Here is a 12,793-nt window from a genome sequence, read left to right as displayed (position 1 = left end):
CTCGGTTGGCACGCTTTCCTCAAGCCGCCAGCGCGGCCTCGATGGCGTCGCGCAGGCGCGCGTCATCGGCAGCCACGTCCGGGGCGAAGCGGGCGATGACCTCGCCGTCGCGGCCAACCAGGAACTTCTCGAAGTTCCACAGCACTGCCGGCGCTGCGTGGATCGGAATCTCCTTGCTCGCCAGGCGCTCACGCAGCGGACCCTCGCCGATCGACTGCGGCTGGGCGGCGGTCAGCTGCTGATACAGCGGGTGGGTGTCGTCACCGGCCACGCTGATCTTGGAGAACATCGGGAAGCTGACGTCGTAGGTAAGCTGACAGAACTGCTGGATTTCCGCCTCGCTGCCCGGCTCCTGGCCGAGGAAGTTGTTGGCGGGGAAGCCCAGCACTTCCAGGCCCTGCGCGTGCTTTTCCGAATACAGCGCCTGCAGGCCTTCGTACTGCGGGGTCAGGCCGCACTTGGAGGCGACGTTGACCAGCAGCAGCACCTTGCCCTGGTAGTCGGCAAGCGAGGACGGCTGGCCGTCGATGGTGGTGAGGGAAATGTCCTGGATCGGGGTGCTCACGTGGGGCTCCGGCAACAGCGGGAAATGGCCCACCAGCATAGCGCTGTGCACGCGGTTGTAGAGCCGAGCCTACGCTCGGCTGCTGTGGCATCAGCCGAGCGTGGGCTCGGCTCTACAGGCAGGATTCAATCCACACAGATCGTGCCCTGCGCCTTGCCGTCATCAATGCGCTGGCGGCAACCGAAGTTCTGGCGCACGTCGCGCTGGCAGGTACCGGTGACGGCACTGCCGGCGGCCACGTCGCCCGTGGCCAGGCACTGGCCGCTGCAGTCGCTCTTGCGGCTGCAGGCCTTGCCGGCGTCGGCATAGGGAATCACGCACTGCTCGCGCTGCAGCCGGCCGAGCCGCTGCAGGGTGCCACCGGCGGCCTGGCAGTCCACGTCGCGCGCTTCGCGGTACGCCTCGTCCGCTTCGGGGGTGCTGGAGGCGGCCTGCGTGGTCGTGTCCACGGTCGTTGGCGTGCTGCTGCAGGCGGCGAGCAGCGCGGTCAGGACAAGGCTGGTGAAGCGGGGCAGGCGCATGGCGGTACCTGGTCGAAGCGGACAGGCCGCCAGCATACCCATCGGCGATGCAGGCGGCGTGTCAGTGTGGCTCAGGCCTCGTCGCCCTCGCCGTCACTGCCTTCCTCCTCGGCCACCGCATCACCCTCGGCCAGGTCGCCGAGCAGCGACTGCGCCTGTTCGGACGCCAGCGACTCCACGCCACGCAGGCGGCGTTCGATGGTACGGGTCTTGCGGCTGGCCTCCCCGATGCTGCGGCCAACGGTAGTGATCTGCTTCTCGGCCTTTTCCAGGATGCCGGCGAACTTCCCGAACTCGCTCTTGACCGCACCCAGCAGGCCCCACACTTCGCTGGATCGCTTTTCAATGGCCAGGGTGCGGAAGCCCATCTGCAGGCTGTTGAGCAACGCGGTGACCGTGGTCGGTCCGGCCACCACCACACGGTGCTCGCGCTGCAGCAGGTCGACCAGGCCCGGGCGCCGGATCACCTCGGCATACAGGCCTTCGGTGGGCAGGAACATCACCGCGAAGTCCGTGGTGTGCGGTGGCACGATGTACTTGTCGCAGATCGACTTGGCCTGCACACGCACCGCGCGCTCCAGCTGGATGCCCTGCAGGCGCACGCCCTCGGCATCGCCCTGTTCCTGTGCGTCCAGCAGGCGCTCGTAATCCTCGCGCGGGAACTTGGAGTCGATCGGCAGCCACACCGGCGTGTCGTCGCTGCTGCGGCCCGGCAGGCGCACGGCGATATCGACCATCTCGCCACTATCCGGGCGCACCCTCACCGCACGCGCGTACTGCTCCTGGGTGAGTGTCTGCTCGAGGATGTTCTCCAGCTGCACTTCGCCCCAGCTGCCGCGGTTCTTGACGTTGGTCAGCACGCGCTTGAGGTCGCCCACGCCGGTGGCCAGCTGCTGCATCTCGCCGAGGCCACGCTGCACCTGTTCCAGGCGCTCGGAGACCAGCTTGAAGGAGTTGCCCAGCCGCGTTTCCAGCGTCGACTGCAGCTTCTCGTCCACGGTGTGGCGCATCTGCTCCAGCTTCTGGGCGTTGTCGTTCTGCAGCGCGCGCAGCTGTTCCTCCAGCGTGGCACGCATCTCGGCGATGCGCTGCTCGTTGCGCTGGGTCAGTTCCTGCAGGCGCAGGCCCAGACTGTCGGTCAGGCGCTGCTGCGACTGCGCGCCCTCCTCGCGGCCCTTGCGTGCATCGTCCACCAGGGTCTGGCGCAGCGCCCCGAGCTGGGTATCGGTACGCGCAGTGAGCTCCTGCAGCTGCTGGCCAAACGCATGGATGCGTGCCTCCTGCTGCTGGCCGAAGGTCTCCAGCTGGCCGCGCAGTTCCTGCAGCCGCTGCCCCATCAACGCTGCGCCGCGCTGCTGGCTGTCGGCCACTTCAGCGCGGGCTTTGCGGGCATCTTCACCCAGCGCTTCGCGCAGCAGGTCCAGGCGCTGGTCGGTGCGGGTGGACAGATCGGTCAGCGCGCGGGCGAAGCCATCGAGCTGTTCGCGCAGTTCGCTGCGCCCGGCGCGGGCCTCCTCGCGCACGGCCTGTTCCAGGCGGTCATGCGGCGGACGGCGCAGCAGGGCGACCAGTTGCAGGATGAGCACGGCCAATAGAAGGCCGGCAATGAGCAGGTATTCGGTTTGCATGGGGCAAGTGTAGGCTGGCCGAGTCTCAGCTGCTGCGTCAGGACCATGCTCGCTCTGTACGGAAAGCCCACCTCCATCAATGTGCGCAAGGTGCTATGGCTGTGCGCCGGTCTGGACTTGCCCCTGCACCACGAACCGGCCCCCCCGCCGGACCTGCTGGCCACGCTGAACCCCAACCGGCAGGTGCCGGTGCTGCGCGATGGCGACTTCGTACTGTGGGAATCCAACAGCATCTGCCGCTACCTTGCCGCGCGCGCCGGACGCGAGGATCTGCTGCCACGTGCGGCGCAGGCCCGTGCGCGGGTGGAGCAGTGGATGGACTGGCAGGCCAGCGATCTCAACAGTGCCTGGCGCCACGTGTTCATGGCGCGCGTGCGCCAGCATCCGGACTATCCGGACGATGCCCGCGCCGAGGCCAGCCTGGCGCAGTGGAACCGGCTGATGGGTGTGCTTGAAGCCCAGCTGGCCGCCACCGATGCCTATGTGGCGGGCAGCACCTTCACCCTTGCAGATATCGTGCTGGGGCTGTCGACCCAACGCTGGCGCAGCACGCCGGGCAGCAAGCCCGCGCTGCCCCACCTCGTCGCATGGTTCGAGCGCCTGCGAGAGCAGCCCGGTTTCGCCGAACACGTCGACAACGGCGTGGCGTGAGCGGTGGCTCCCGCAGCTGTTGGTAGGTGTCGACACTGGTCGACACGGCTGATCCACGCCATGTGTGGATGAAGCTCCGTAGAGCCGAGCCTATGCTCGGCTGACGCCCACGCGCGAACGGCAGCCGGGCGTGGGCTCGGCTCTACAGGAGCCTTACCAGCCTTCCAGCACGATCTTGCCCTTGGCGCGATGGCTCTCCAGCAGCGCATGGGCACGGCGCAGGTTGGCCGCGTCGATGCGCCCGAAGTGCTCGCCCAGCGTGGTCTGCAGCACGCCGGCATCGATCAGCTCGGCCACCCGGTTCAACAGGTCGTGCTGGCGCTGCATGTCCGCCGTCCGGTACAGCGGGCGGGTGAACATCGATTCCCAGTGCAGTGACAACGCCTTGCGCTTGAGCGCCATCACATCCACCTGGCCCGGGTCATCGATCAGGCCGAACTGCCCTTGCGGCGCCAGCAGCTCCACGATCTGCGCGTAGTGCTGGTCGGAATGGGTCAGGCTGGCCACGTGCTGCACCTCGCTGATGCCCAGCCGCGCCAGGCCCTCGGCCAGTGGCAGGCGGTGGTCGATCACATGGTGGGCGCCCATCGCATACACCCAGTCCTGGGTCTCCGGGCGCGAGGCGGTGCCGATCACGGTCAGCCTGGTGAGCTTCCGCGCCAACTGCACCAGGATCGAGCCGACACCACCGGCAGCGCCGATCACCAGCAGGGTCTGGCCTTCGCCCCCGTTCTCGGGAATGCGCAGGCGGTCGAACAGCAGCTCCCAGGCGGTGATCGCGGTCAGCGGCAGTGCGGCGGCAGCGGCGTCATCGAGGCTGGCCGGCTTGCGGCCGACGCTGCGTTCGTCCACCAACTGGTACTGGGCATTGCTGCCCGGGCGATCGATGACGCCAGCGTAGTAGACCGCATCGCCGGGCTGGAACAGGGTCACCTCGCTGCCCACCGCATCGACGATGCCGACCGCATCCCAACCCAGCACGCGCGGGCCGTCGGTGGCCACGCCGCGGCGGACCTTGGTGTCGACGGGGTTCACCGCCACTGCGCGCACCGCCACGCGCAGGTCGCGCGGGCCGGGCTGCGGCAACTCCAGTTCGAGGTCGATCAGGGCCTGGGGATCATCGATCGGCAGGCCGGCTTGGGTGTAGGCAATGGCGCGCATGGCAGCGGTCCAGTGGGGGAGGAGGCGACAGGTTGCGCCGCACGCGGTCTCGCAGAAAGGCGCAGAATCGGGCAGCACTTTCACTCTGGCGATGAAGATGATCCGCTTCGACGATCTGCAGCTGTTCGTCCGCACTGCTGCGCTGGGCAGCTTTTCGCAAGCGGCCCGCGAGGCCGACCTGCTGCCGGGGCAGGTCGCCGCGGCAGTGGCGCGGCTGGAACGCGAGCTGGACCTGCGCCTGTTCGTGCGCACCACCCGCAGCCTGCGCCTGACCGGCGAGGGCGCGCTGTACCTGCCCTACGCACAGGACGTGCTGGCCACCCTGCGCGAGGGCCAGGCGCGCGTGCAGGCCGAGGACGCCGAACTGCACGGCACCCTGCAGCTGTCGGCGCCGTCGGACCTGGGCCGCAACCTGCTGCTGCCCTGGCTGAGCGCGTTCCGCGCGGCCCATCCCCGGCTGCGCCTGCACCTGCGCCTGTCCGATGAAGTGGCCGATGTGTTCCGCGACCCGGTCGACGTGGCCATCCGCATCGGCCACTTCGACGACGCCAACTACGTCGCCCTGCCCCTGCTGGAAGGCAATCGGCGCGTACTGGCGGCCTCGCCCGATTACCTGCAGCGACAAGGCACGCCGGTGCGCCTGGACGAACTGCGTGAGCACGATTGCCTGGTCTACCAGCTCAGCGGTCGTGCCTACGATCGCTGGTCTTTCGACGTCGATGGGCGTCGTACCGTGGTTGCCGTGCGCGGCCCCCTGGTCTGCGACGACGCCGATGTTGTAAGGCGCTGGGCCGTGGCCGGCGAAGGCATCACCTACAAGTCCTGGCTGGACCTGCGCGAGGACGTGCTGGCCGGGCGCCTGCAGCTGCTGCTGGGCGGTGTCGGCAGCGACATCCCGTTGCAGCTGGTGTGCCCGCACCGCAAGCAGTTCTCACCCGCGGTGCGGCAGCTGCACGCGCAGCTGCGCCAGCACCTGCAACCGCTGCTGTCTGGCATGCCGGTTGGCCCCACCGGCCCCCTGTCCTCCGCCGTGGTGCTGGCCGACAATGGCGGCCCCGCGTAAGAGAGAACACCGCCATGCCGTGGATGGGCATCCAGGACCTGTGGACGTTTCTGGTCGCCGTGCTGGTGTTTCTCGCCCTGCCCGGCCCCGGCACCTTCACCCTGCTGACCGCCACCGGCCGTGGCGGCGTGCGTGGCGGCTACACCGCATTGGCCGGCCTGCTGGTCGGCGACCAGATCCTGATGTGGCTGGCGCTGGCCGGCGTGGCCGCACTGCTCAAGGCCAACCCGCTGGTGTTCCACGCCGTGCAGTACCTGGGTGCGGCCTACCTGGTGTGGGTGGGCATCAGCCTGCTGCGCACGCCCAAGCACGAGGGCGGTGATGCTGGTCCGATCCGCATGCAGCCGGGCCGCTACTTCCAGCAGGCGATCCTGGTCAGCCTGCTCAACCCGAAGGCGATCCTGTTCTACATGGCCTTCCTGCCGCTGTTCATCGATCCGAAGGCGCACCAGGGCATCGCGACCTTCGCGGCCCTGGCCGGCATCATCCTGGTGGTCAGCATCGCCTACTGCTCGATGCTGATCGGCGTGGGCAACCTGGCCCGCCGCCGGTTGATCCAGCACCCGCGGATCAGCGATGCGCTGCGCCGCGTGGCCGGCCTGTTCCTGGTGGGGTTCGGCATCCGGCTGGGGTTGAACGGATGAACGGGCGGCTGCCGCTGCTCGGCCTGGCCCTGCTGTTCGCCGGCACCGCCTCTGGCGCCCCGGCCTGCTTTATGCCGATTCCGGCAGTCTGGTCGCGGTGCAGCGCGCGCGCCGGCAATCATGACCCCCGTCAGTGGTAATGCTGCGCTGCGTTCGGTCACACTCGGGAACTTGTCGTTCTAAGTCACCCCTTCCGAGGCCTGCATGTCCCTGTTCCGGCGCAAGTCCCTAGATTCCGTCACCGTCCACGAAGCCGGCAGGCGCCTGATCCCGACGCTCAGCTGGCCGCACCTGATCGCGCTGGGCATCGGCGCCATCGTCGGTACCGGCATCTACACGCTGATCGGCGTCGGTGCCAACCTGGCTGGCCCGGCCGTGCTGATCTCCTTCGCCATCGCCGGTGCGGTCTGTGCCTGCGCGGCGCTGTCCTACGCCGAGCTGTCGACGATGATGCCCGCCGCCGGCAGTGCCTACACCTACAGCTACAGTGCGCTGGGCGAGGTGTTCGCCTGGGTGGTGGGCTGGAGCCTGATCCTGGAGTACTCGCTGGTGGTGAGTACGGTGGCGGTGGGCTGGTCCGGCTACTTCGTCGGCTTCCTCGAATGGGTCCACACCCAGTTCGGCTGGAACGTGCACCTGCCGGCCTGGCTGGCGGCCGGCCCGCACGTGGAAGGCGGCATGATCAACCTGCCGGCGATCATCATCACCTGGCTGGTGGCCGGCATGCTGATGGCCGGCACCAAGGAAAGCGCCACACTCAACGCCATCCTGGTGGTGTTCAAGCTGATCGCGCTGGCCATCTTCGTGGCCGTGGCCCTGCCCGCGTTCGACAGCGCCAACCTGCAGCCGTTCATGCCGTACGGCTTCGCCAAGTCGATGGGCCCCGACGGCGTCGAGCACGGCGTGATGGCGGCAGCGGCGATCATCTTCTTCGCCTTCTACGGCTTCGATGCGATCTCCACCGCCGCCGAGGAAACCAAGAACCCGGGCCGCGACCTGTCGATCGGCATCATCGGTTCGATGATCGGCTGCACCATCGTCTACGTGCTGGTGGCGCTGGCCGCCGTGGGTGCGATGAGCTACGCGGTGTTCGGCCACAGCGCCGAGCCGCTGGCGCTGATCATGCGCCAGCTGGGCCATCCGACCGCGGCGATGGTGATCGGCGTGATCGCGATCATCGCCCTGCCGACCGTGCTGTTGGCATTCCTGTACGGCCAGAGCCGCATCTTCTTCGTGATGAGCCGCGACGGCCTGCTGCCGCGTCGCCTGTCCAAGGTGAACGCACGTACCGGCACGCCGGTGGCAACCACGCTGTTCACTGCGGTCGTGGTTTCCGCGCTGGCCGGCGTGGCGCGCCTGGACGAGATTGCCGCACTGGCCAACGCCGGTACCCTGGCCGCGTTCACTGCGGTAGGCATCTGCCTGGTGGTGCTGCGGCTGCGCGAGCCGGACCGCGCGCGCACGTTCCGCACGCCGCTGGCCTTCGTGGTTGGCCCGCTGGCCGCGCTGGGTTGCATCTACCTGTTCATCAGCCTGCCGCACACCACCCAGCTGTACTTCCTGTTGTGGAACGTGGCCGGCCTGGTGCTGTACCTGCTGTACAGCCGACGCCATGCGCTGATCGCGAAATAGACCGATCACCGGTAGTGCCGGCCGCTGGCCGGCACCACCGCAGGGCGTTTCAACCGCCCTGCTTTGCGGCGTAGTCCTGCGCCTGGCGCATCACCCGCAGCAGGTTGCCGCCCCAGATGCCGGCGATCTGCTTCTCGGTATAGCCCTTGCGCAGCAGCCACGCGGTGATCTTCGGCAGCTGGCTGACATCGGGCAGGTCACTCAGTCCGCCACCACCATCCCAGTCCAGGCCGATGCCCGCGTGCTCAGGGCCGACCACCGTGAGGATGTGGTCGAAGTGGGCGAAGAAGTCGTCCAGGCTGGCGTGCCGCACCGGGTGCTCGTGGTCCAGTGCCTGTTCGGCCTTCAGCAGGGCAACGCCTTGTTCGATGCCCATGCCTTCCCAGCCGCCCAGCTGCTTGCTCAGCGCTTCCTCGGCCTGTTTGCGCTCGGGCGTCTTCGCGGTGTCGATCAGGTAGCCGCCATAGGCGTTCACCTGGATCACGCCGCCGGCTTTGGCCAGCTTGCGCAGGCGCGCGTCGTCGAGATTGCGCGGGTGGTCGTAGACCGCCTTGGCCGAGCTGTGCGACAGCACGAATGGTACCGGCATCATTGCCAGCAGATCGTCGAACACCGCATCCGATGCATGTGACTGGTCGATCACGATGCCCAGCTTCACCGCCTGCCGCACCAGCTCCTTGCCGGCCGGGCTAAGTCCTTTCCATTCCGCACCCTTGGGATCGGTGGCCGAATCGGCGAACTCGTTGTTGGCAAAGTGCACGGTGCTGAGCAGGCGCAGGCCGGCGCGGTGGTAGAACGAGAGCAGGCTGGGATCGGCCACCAGCGGGCTGGCGTTTTCCATGCTGATGTAGACCACACGCTTGCCGGCCGCCTTGATCCGCGCCGCGTCATCGGCGGTCAGTGCCAGCGCGAACCGCTCGGGGTTGGCGGCCAGCATCTCGCGTATTTCCAGCAACCGCTGCAACCCGTGGTCACGTTCGGCCAGGTGAGCGGCGGGGCTGCGGTCGCCCTGGTCGGTGTAGATCGCCCAGAACCCGCCGTCCAGCGCGCCTTCGACCATGCGCGGGTAGTCCACCTGCGAGAGTGCGTTGCGGTCGTGGCGCTGTTCGATGTCGAAGCCGGTGCGGCCGAAATTGGCCGGCGTATCCAGATGGCTGTCGAGCGTGACCAGGCGCTGCTGCAGGGCCTTGGCGCGGGCCAGCTCCTGCGTGCTGAACTCGATGGCGTGGGCGGACAGTGGCGCGCACAGCGCCACGGCAAGCACGAAGGACAGGTGGCGCAACGATGGCATGGGCTCTCACCGGTGTTGGGAAGAGCCCGACCATAGCGCTGTGGCCCGCCGTTTTGTAGCGCCGGGCATGGGCTCGGCTGCCAGACAGATCAGCCGAGCGTGGGCTCGGCTCTACAGAGATCGGCAGTCACGCGGTCAATCCACCACGCGGCAGAACACGGCCTTGAGGTAACGCGATTCCTGCACGTGGGCCATGAACGGATGGTCCGGGCCGGCGCCGGCGACCTTCAGGATCTGGATCGTGCGGCCGGAGAAATAGGCCGCGCGGCGCAGCATGTCGAGGAACTGGTCCTCGGCCACCAGGCCGGTGCAGGAAAACGTGGCGAACAGGCCGCCCGGCTTCACCACGCCAAGCGCCAGCTTGTTCATGTCCAGGTACTTCTTCAGTGCGGTGATGACCTGGTCGCGGTCGCGGGTCATCTTCGCCGGGTCCAGGATCACCACGTCGTACTGCTCACCGCGGTTGGCGGCGTCGCGCAGCCACGGGAAGATATCGGACTGGATGAACTTCGGGCGCACGTTGTTCAGGCGCGAATTGCCCTTGGCGATCTGGATGACGTCCTCATCAATGTCGATGCCGACCACTTCCGAGGCGCCACGCGCTGCTGCGTACACGGCGAAGCCACCGGTGTTGCAGCACAGGTCCAGAACGCTCTTGCCTTCCACCTGCTGGCTCAGCCACTCGCGGTTCTCGCGCTGGTCGGCGAAGAAGCCGGTCTTGTGTGCACCGGCCGGGTCGGCGCGGAACTTGATGCCGTACTCGGTGATCACCGCCGCTTCGGTGGTGGTGTTGCCGTGGAAGTCGAAGCTCTCCTGCTTCTGCACGTGTTCGTCGGCGAAGCTGTGGAAACGGCAGCCCGGGAACTGCTCGCGCAGGGCGTCGTAGATCCATTCGCGGTGGCGGAACATGCCGGCGGCGAAGAACTCGACCACCACCAGGTCGCCGTAGCGATCCACCACCAGGCCGGACAGGCCGTCGCCTTCGCTGTGCACCACGCGCCAGGCGTCGGAGACCGCGTCGAGCTTCAGCACCTCACGGCGCAGCGACACCGCCTGGGCGATCTTGCGCGAGAACCAGCCGGCATCGACCGGCACGTTCTGGTCGGTCTCAAGGATGCGCACGGCAATGCGCGAGTGCCCGTTGTAGAACCCGCGGCCAATGAACTCGCCATCGATGCCGACCACGTCGACGATGGAACCGGGCTTGGGCCGGACGGTCGGCTTCTCGACCAGTTTCTGGAAGATCCACGGGTGGCTGGAACGCCACGCATTCTTGAGGCGGACAATCGGAAGGGGGGTATTCATCCGGTCATTGTAGCCGGGGGGCACCGGGGGCCGGAAATCCAGGGCCCGGCGCGGCATTTGACGGCGGCCCGGCCAGGCCGCAGAATCGGCAGCAGAAGGGGAGTAGCTCCCAGACGTTGTCGCCGTCATTTCGAGCCCGCAGGCTCCGGTGCAACGGCAGTTCCAGCCGACTGGAACTGCGAGCGAGACCTTCGCCGTACTGGCGAAGCTCTGTCCCTGGATCCCCCTCCCGATCCTCCGTTGCAGATCCTCGCCGTCCGGCCTGGCATTCATCTTTCCAACGGACATTCCCAATGCAGACGATCGGTAACGTGTGGTTGTGGGGCGGCTTCGCAGCGGTGGTGGTCATCGCCCTGCTGGTCGACCTCGTGTTGATGCGCCATGGTGGACCGCACAAGGTCACCTTCAAGGAGGCCCTGTGGTGGTCCATCGGCTGGGTCGCGCTGGCCCTGCTGTTCAATGCCGGCCTCTGGTACTACCTGAATGAGACCGCCGGCCAGGTGGTAGCGAACAAGGTCGGCCTCGAATTCCTGACCGGCTACCTGGTCGAGAAGGCGCTGGCGGTCGACAACATCTTCGTGTTCCTGATGATCATGAGCTACTTCGCGGTGCCGGATGAGCAGCGCCAGAAGGTGCTGATCATCGGCATCCTGGGTGCGATCGTGCTGCGTACGATCATGATCTTCGCCGGCAGCGTGCTGATCAGCCAGTTCCATTGGCTGCTCTACGTATTCGGTGCTTTCCTGCTCTTCACCGGTTGGAAGATGTGGTTTGCCGCCGGCCAGGAGCCGGACCTGGAGACCAACCCGGCCCTGCGCTGGATGCGCAAGCACCTGCGCCTGCTGCCCGACTACGCCGGCAACGCGCTGAGCGTGAAGCGCGACGGCGTGCGCTGGTTCACCCCGCTGTTCGCGGTGCTGATCCTGATCGCGGTCACCGACGTGATCTTCGCGGTGGACAGCATCCCGGCGATCTTCGCGATCACCACCGACCCGTTCATCGTGCTCACCTCCAACGTGTTCGCGGTGCTGGGCCTGCGCGCGATGTTCTTCCTGCTGGCCGGCATGGCCGACCGCTTCCACCTGCTGCCGTATGGCCTGGCGCTGGTGCTGGGCTTCATCGGCATCAAGATGATGATCATCGACCTGTTCAAGATCCCGACCCCGGTGTCGCTGGGCGTGGTCGCGGTCATCATCGCCGCCACCGTGGTACTGAGCCTGAAGTACCCGCCGAAGGAAGGCTCCGGCCACGCCTGATCATGGCCGGCCGGCGGGATTGTCCCGCCGGCCGCACCCACTCTCCCGCAGCGGTGGCCTTGGTTTCGCGCCAGTCACCGCCATTGCTGAGGTATGGACAACAACGCGCCCCTGCCCGCCGGCGACGTGCCGGCCCCTCGCGATGACCGCTCGCGCATCCTGCGGGCGTTCAATCTCAGCCTTGCCGCTGTGCTGGTGCTGGTGGCCGTGTTCGCCCTGCAGGGCACCTTCGACTGGCGGCCGTGGGCGGTCGCACCGCTGGAAGCCAAGGGCCTGCTTGGCCTGATCGGTGGGCCGATGCTGCATGCCTCGGTCGAGCATATCGCCGCCAACAGCATCGCGATCCTGATCCTGGGCACGCTGGCTGGAAGTGTCTACCCGAAAGCAACCGTACGCGCCCTGCCCCTGCTGTGGCTGGGCTCGGGCATCGGCGCGTGGATGCTGGGCAATCCGGGCAGCGTGCACCTGGGCGCCAGCGGCGTGACCCACGGCCTGATGTTCCTGCTGGCCAGCCTGGGCCTGCTGCGCCGCGACCGCACCGCCATCGCCACCGGCCTGATCGGCATGCTGTTCTACGGCGGCATGCTGATGACCATCCTGCCACACGCCGATGGCGTGTCCTGGCAGTCGCACATGGGCGGCGCCTTCGCCGGCATCATCGCCGCGCTGCTGTTCCGCAACGCCGACCCGCTGCCGCCGCGCCCGCGCTACAGCTGGGAAGACGAAGAAGACGAGGCAGAACCGCTGGCCGACGACGAGCTGGAACCGCCGTCGCCACAGCGCGTGCCGGTGCTGTGGCAGCCGCGCGAGGGCCAGGACTACGTGGTGATTCCGTTCCGCCGGCCGGACGAACCGCGCGGTTGAAGCGAGGGGCCGCCCCGGGCGGGCCCCGGCCCCCCGCGTGGGGCGCCCGGGGGCGCCCCGGCCCCGCCCCCGGGCCGCGGGCCTGGGCCGGGCGCTACCCCGGGCGCCCCCCCGGTCCCGCCGGCCATGGCCGGGCGGCCCCTCGCTTCAGCCGCGCGGTTCGTCCGGCCGGCGGAACGGAATCACCACGTAGTCCTGGCCCTCGCGCGGCT

At 67.9% G+C, this 12,793-nt stretch carries 12 protein-coding genes; 6 read left to right on the top strand and 6 right to left on the bottom strand.

Annotated elements, in window-relative coordinates:
* Positions 1 to 19: 19 nt before the first annotated feature.
* From R5H29_RS02205 to rmuC, 3 genes are all read right to left on the bottom strand, one after another.
* Entirely contained in the window at positions 20 to 565 is a 546-nt protein-coding gene (locus tag R5H29_RS02205; RefSeq protein WP_031270126.1) for a glutathione peroxidase, read from the bottom strand.
* A gap of 125 nt (positions 566 to 690) precedes the next feature.
* Positions 691 to 1,086, bottom strand: a complete 396-nt coding sequence (locus R5H29_RS02200; protein ID WP_019658780.1) for a hypothetical protein — start codon at positions 1,084 to 1,086, stop codon at positions 691 to 693.
* A 71-nt stretch (positions 1,087 to 1,157) separates the two neighbouring features.
* Entirely contained in the window at positions 1,158 to 2,714 is a 1,557-nt protein-coding gene (rmuC, locus tag R5H29_RS02195; RefSeq protein ID WP_019658781.1) for a DNA recombination protein RmuC, read from the bottom strand.
* A 45-nt stretch (positions 2,715 to 2,759) separates the two neighbouring features.
* Between rmuC and R5H29_RS02190 the strand changes: the two genes are divergently transcribed.
* A complete protein-coding gene (locus tag R5H29_RS02190) occupies positions 2,760 to 3,365 on the top strand; it encodes a glutathione S-transferase family protein (protein ID WP_111099194.1) in 606 nt (201 codons plus the stop codon).
* A 153-nt stretch (positions 3,366 to 3,518) separates the two neighbouring features.
* On the opposite strand, the gene R5H29_RS02185 is transcribed toward R5H29_RS02190, so the two are convergent.
* Complete coding sequence (locus R5H29_RS02185) at positions 3,519 to 4,526, bottom strand: zinc-binding alcohol dehydrogenase family protein (protein WP_332328665.1); 1,008 nt, start codon at positions 4,524 to 4,526, stop codon at positions 3,519 to 3,521.
* A gap of 91 nt (positions 4,527 to 4,617) precedes the next feature.
* Here R5H29_RS02185 and R5H29_RS02180 point away from each other — a divergent pair, with 91 nt between their 5' ends.
* The 3 genes from R5H29_RS02180 (at position 4,618) to R5H29_RS02170 (ending at position 7,865) form a co-directional block, all read left to right on the top strand.
* Positions 4,618 to 5,589: a LysR family transcriptional regulator gene (locus R5H29_RS02180; RefSeq protein WP_332328664.1), complete on the top strand. Its 972-nt coding sequence runs from the start codon at positions 4,618 to 4,620 to the stop codon at positions 5,587 to 5,589.
* Positions 5,590 to 5,603: 14 nt separating this feature from the next.
* A complete protein-coding gene (gene leuE, locus R5H29_RS02175) occupies positions 5,604 to 6,233 on the top strand; it encodes a leucine efflux protein LeuE (RefSeq protein WP_005411716.1) in 630 nt (209 codons plus the stop codon).
* Positions 6,234 to 6,437: 204 nt separating this feature from the next.
* A complete protein-coding gene (locus tag R5H29_RS02170) occupies positions 6,438 to 7,865 on the top strand; it encodes an amino acid permease (protein WP_019658787.1) in 1,428 nt (475 codons plus the stop codon).
* A 49-nt stretch (positions 7,866 to 7,914) separates the two neighbouring features.
* Here the strand turns inward: R5H29_RS02170 and R5H29_RS02165 are convergent, their stop codons facing one another.
* Both R5H29_RS02165 and R5H29_RS02160 read right to left on the bottom strand, forming a co-directional pair.
* Positions 7,915 to 9,156: a dipeptidase gene (locus R5H29_RS02165; protein ID WP_019658788.1), complete on the bottom strand. Its 1,242-nt coding sequence runs from the start codon at positions 9,154 to 9,156 to the stop codon at positions 7,915 to 7,917.
* Between the two features lie 135 nt (positions 9,157 to 9,291).
* Positions 9,292 to 10,461 carry a class I SAM-dependent rRNA methyltransferase gene (locus R5H29_RS02160; RefSeq protein ID WP_019658789.1) on the bottom strand — a complete coding sequence of 390 codons (1,170 nt, stop codon included), beginning with the start codon at positions 10,459 to 10,461 and terminating at the stop codon, positions 9,292 to 9,294.
* A 293-nt stretch (positions 10,462 to 10,754) separates the two neighbouring features.
* Here R5H29_RS02160 and R5H29_RS02155 point away from each other — a divergent pair, with 293 nt between their 5' ends.
* Entirely contained in the window at positions 10,755 to 11,717 is a 963-nt protein-coding gene (locus R5H29_RS02155; protein ID WP_019658790.1) for a TerC family protein, read from the top strand.
* 93 nt (positions 11,718 to 11,810) lie between these two features.
* Positions 11,811 to 12,581 carry a rhomboid family intramembrane serine protease gene (locus R5H29_RS02150; RefSeq protein ID WP_021203280.1) on the top strand — a complete coding sequence of 257 codons (771 nt, stop codon included), beginning with the start codon at positions 11,811 to 11,813 and terminating at the stop codon, positions 12,579 to 12,581.
* Positions 12,582 to 12,793 lie beyond the last annotated feature (212 nt).

The sequence above is a fragment of the Stenotrophomonas sp. A3_2 genome, from assembly GCF_036624925.1.
Taxonomy (GTDB): Bacteria; Pseudomonadota; Gammaproteobacteria; order Xanthomonadales; family Xanthomonadaceae; genus Stenotrophomonas; species Stenotrophomonas hibiscicola.
The sequence above is the reverse complement of the archived record's forward strand: the minus strand, read 5'-3'. Positions and strand labels throughout refer to the sequence as shown.

Bases quoted from the DNA above. Each gene is read 5' to 3' on its own strand.
- rmuC (WP_019658781.1), bottom strand. From the start codon at position 2,714: ATGCAAACCGAATACCTGCTCATTGCCGGCCTTCTATTGGCCGTGCTC.
- R5H29_RS02170 (WP_019658787.1), top strand. From the start codon at position 6,438: ATGTCCCTGTTCCGGCGCAAGTCCCTAGATTCCGTCACCGTCCACGAA.
- R5H29_RS02165 (WP_019658788.1), bottom strand. From the start codon at position 9,156: ATGCCATCGTTGCGCCACCTGTCCTTCGTGCTTGCCGTGGCGCTGTGC.
- R5H29_RS02190 (WP_111099194.1), top strand. From the start codon at position 2,760: ATGCTCGCTCTGTACGGAAAGCCCACCTCCATCAATGTGCGCAAGGTG.
- R5H29_RS02150 (WP_021203280.1), top strand. From the start codon at position 11,811: ATGGACAACAACGCGCCCCTGCCCGCCGGCGACGTGCCGGCCCCTCGC.
- R5H29_RS02200 (WP_019658780.1), bottom strand. From the start codon at position 1,086: ATGCGCCTGCCCCGCTTCACCAGCCTTGTCCTGACCGCGCTGCTCGCC.
- R5H29_RS02160 (WP_019658789.1), bottom strand. From the start codon at position 10,461: ATGAATACCCCCCTTCCGATTGTCCGCCTCAAGAATGCGTGGCGTTCC.
- R5H29_RS02180 (WP_332328664.1), top strand. From the start codon at position 4,618: ATGAAGATGATCCGCTTCGACGATCTGCAGCTGTTCGTCCGCACTGCT.
- R5H29_RS02155 (WP_019658790.1), top strand. From the start codon at position 10,755: ATGCAGACGATCGGTAACGTGTGGTTGTGGGGCGGCTTCGCAGCGGTG.
- leuE (WP_005411716.1), top strand. From the start codon at position 5,604: ATGCCGTGGATGGGCATCCAGGACCTGTGGACGTTTCTGGTCGCCGTG.
- R5H29_RS02185 (WP_332328665.1), bottom strand. From the start codon at position 4,526: ATGCGCGCCATTGCCTACACCCAAGCCGGCCTGCCGATCGATGATCCC.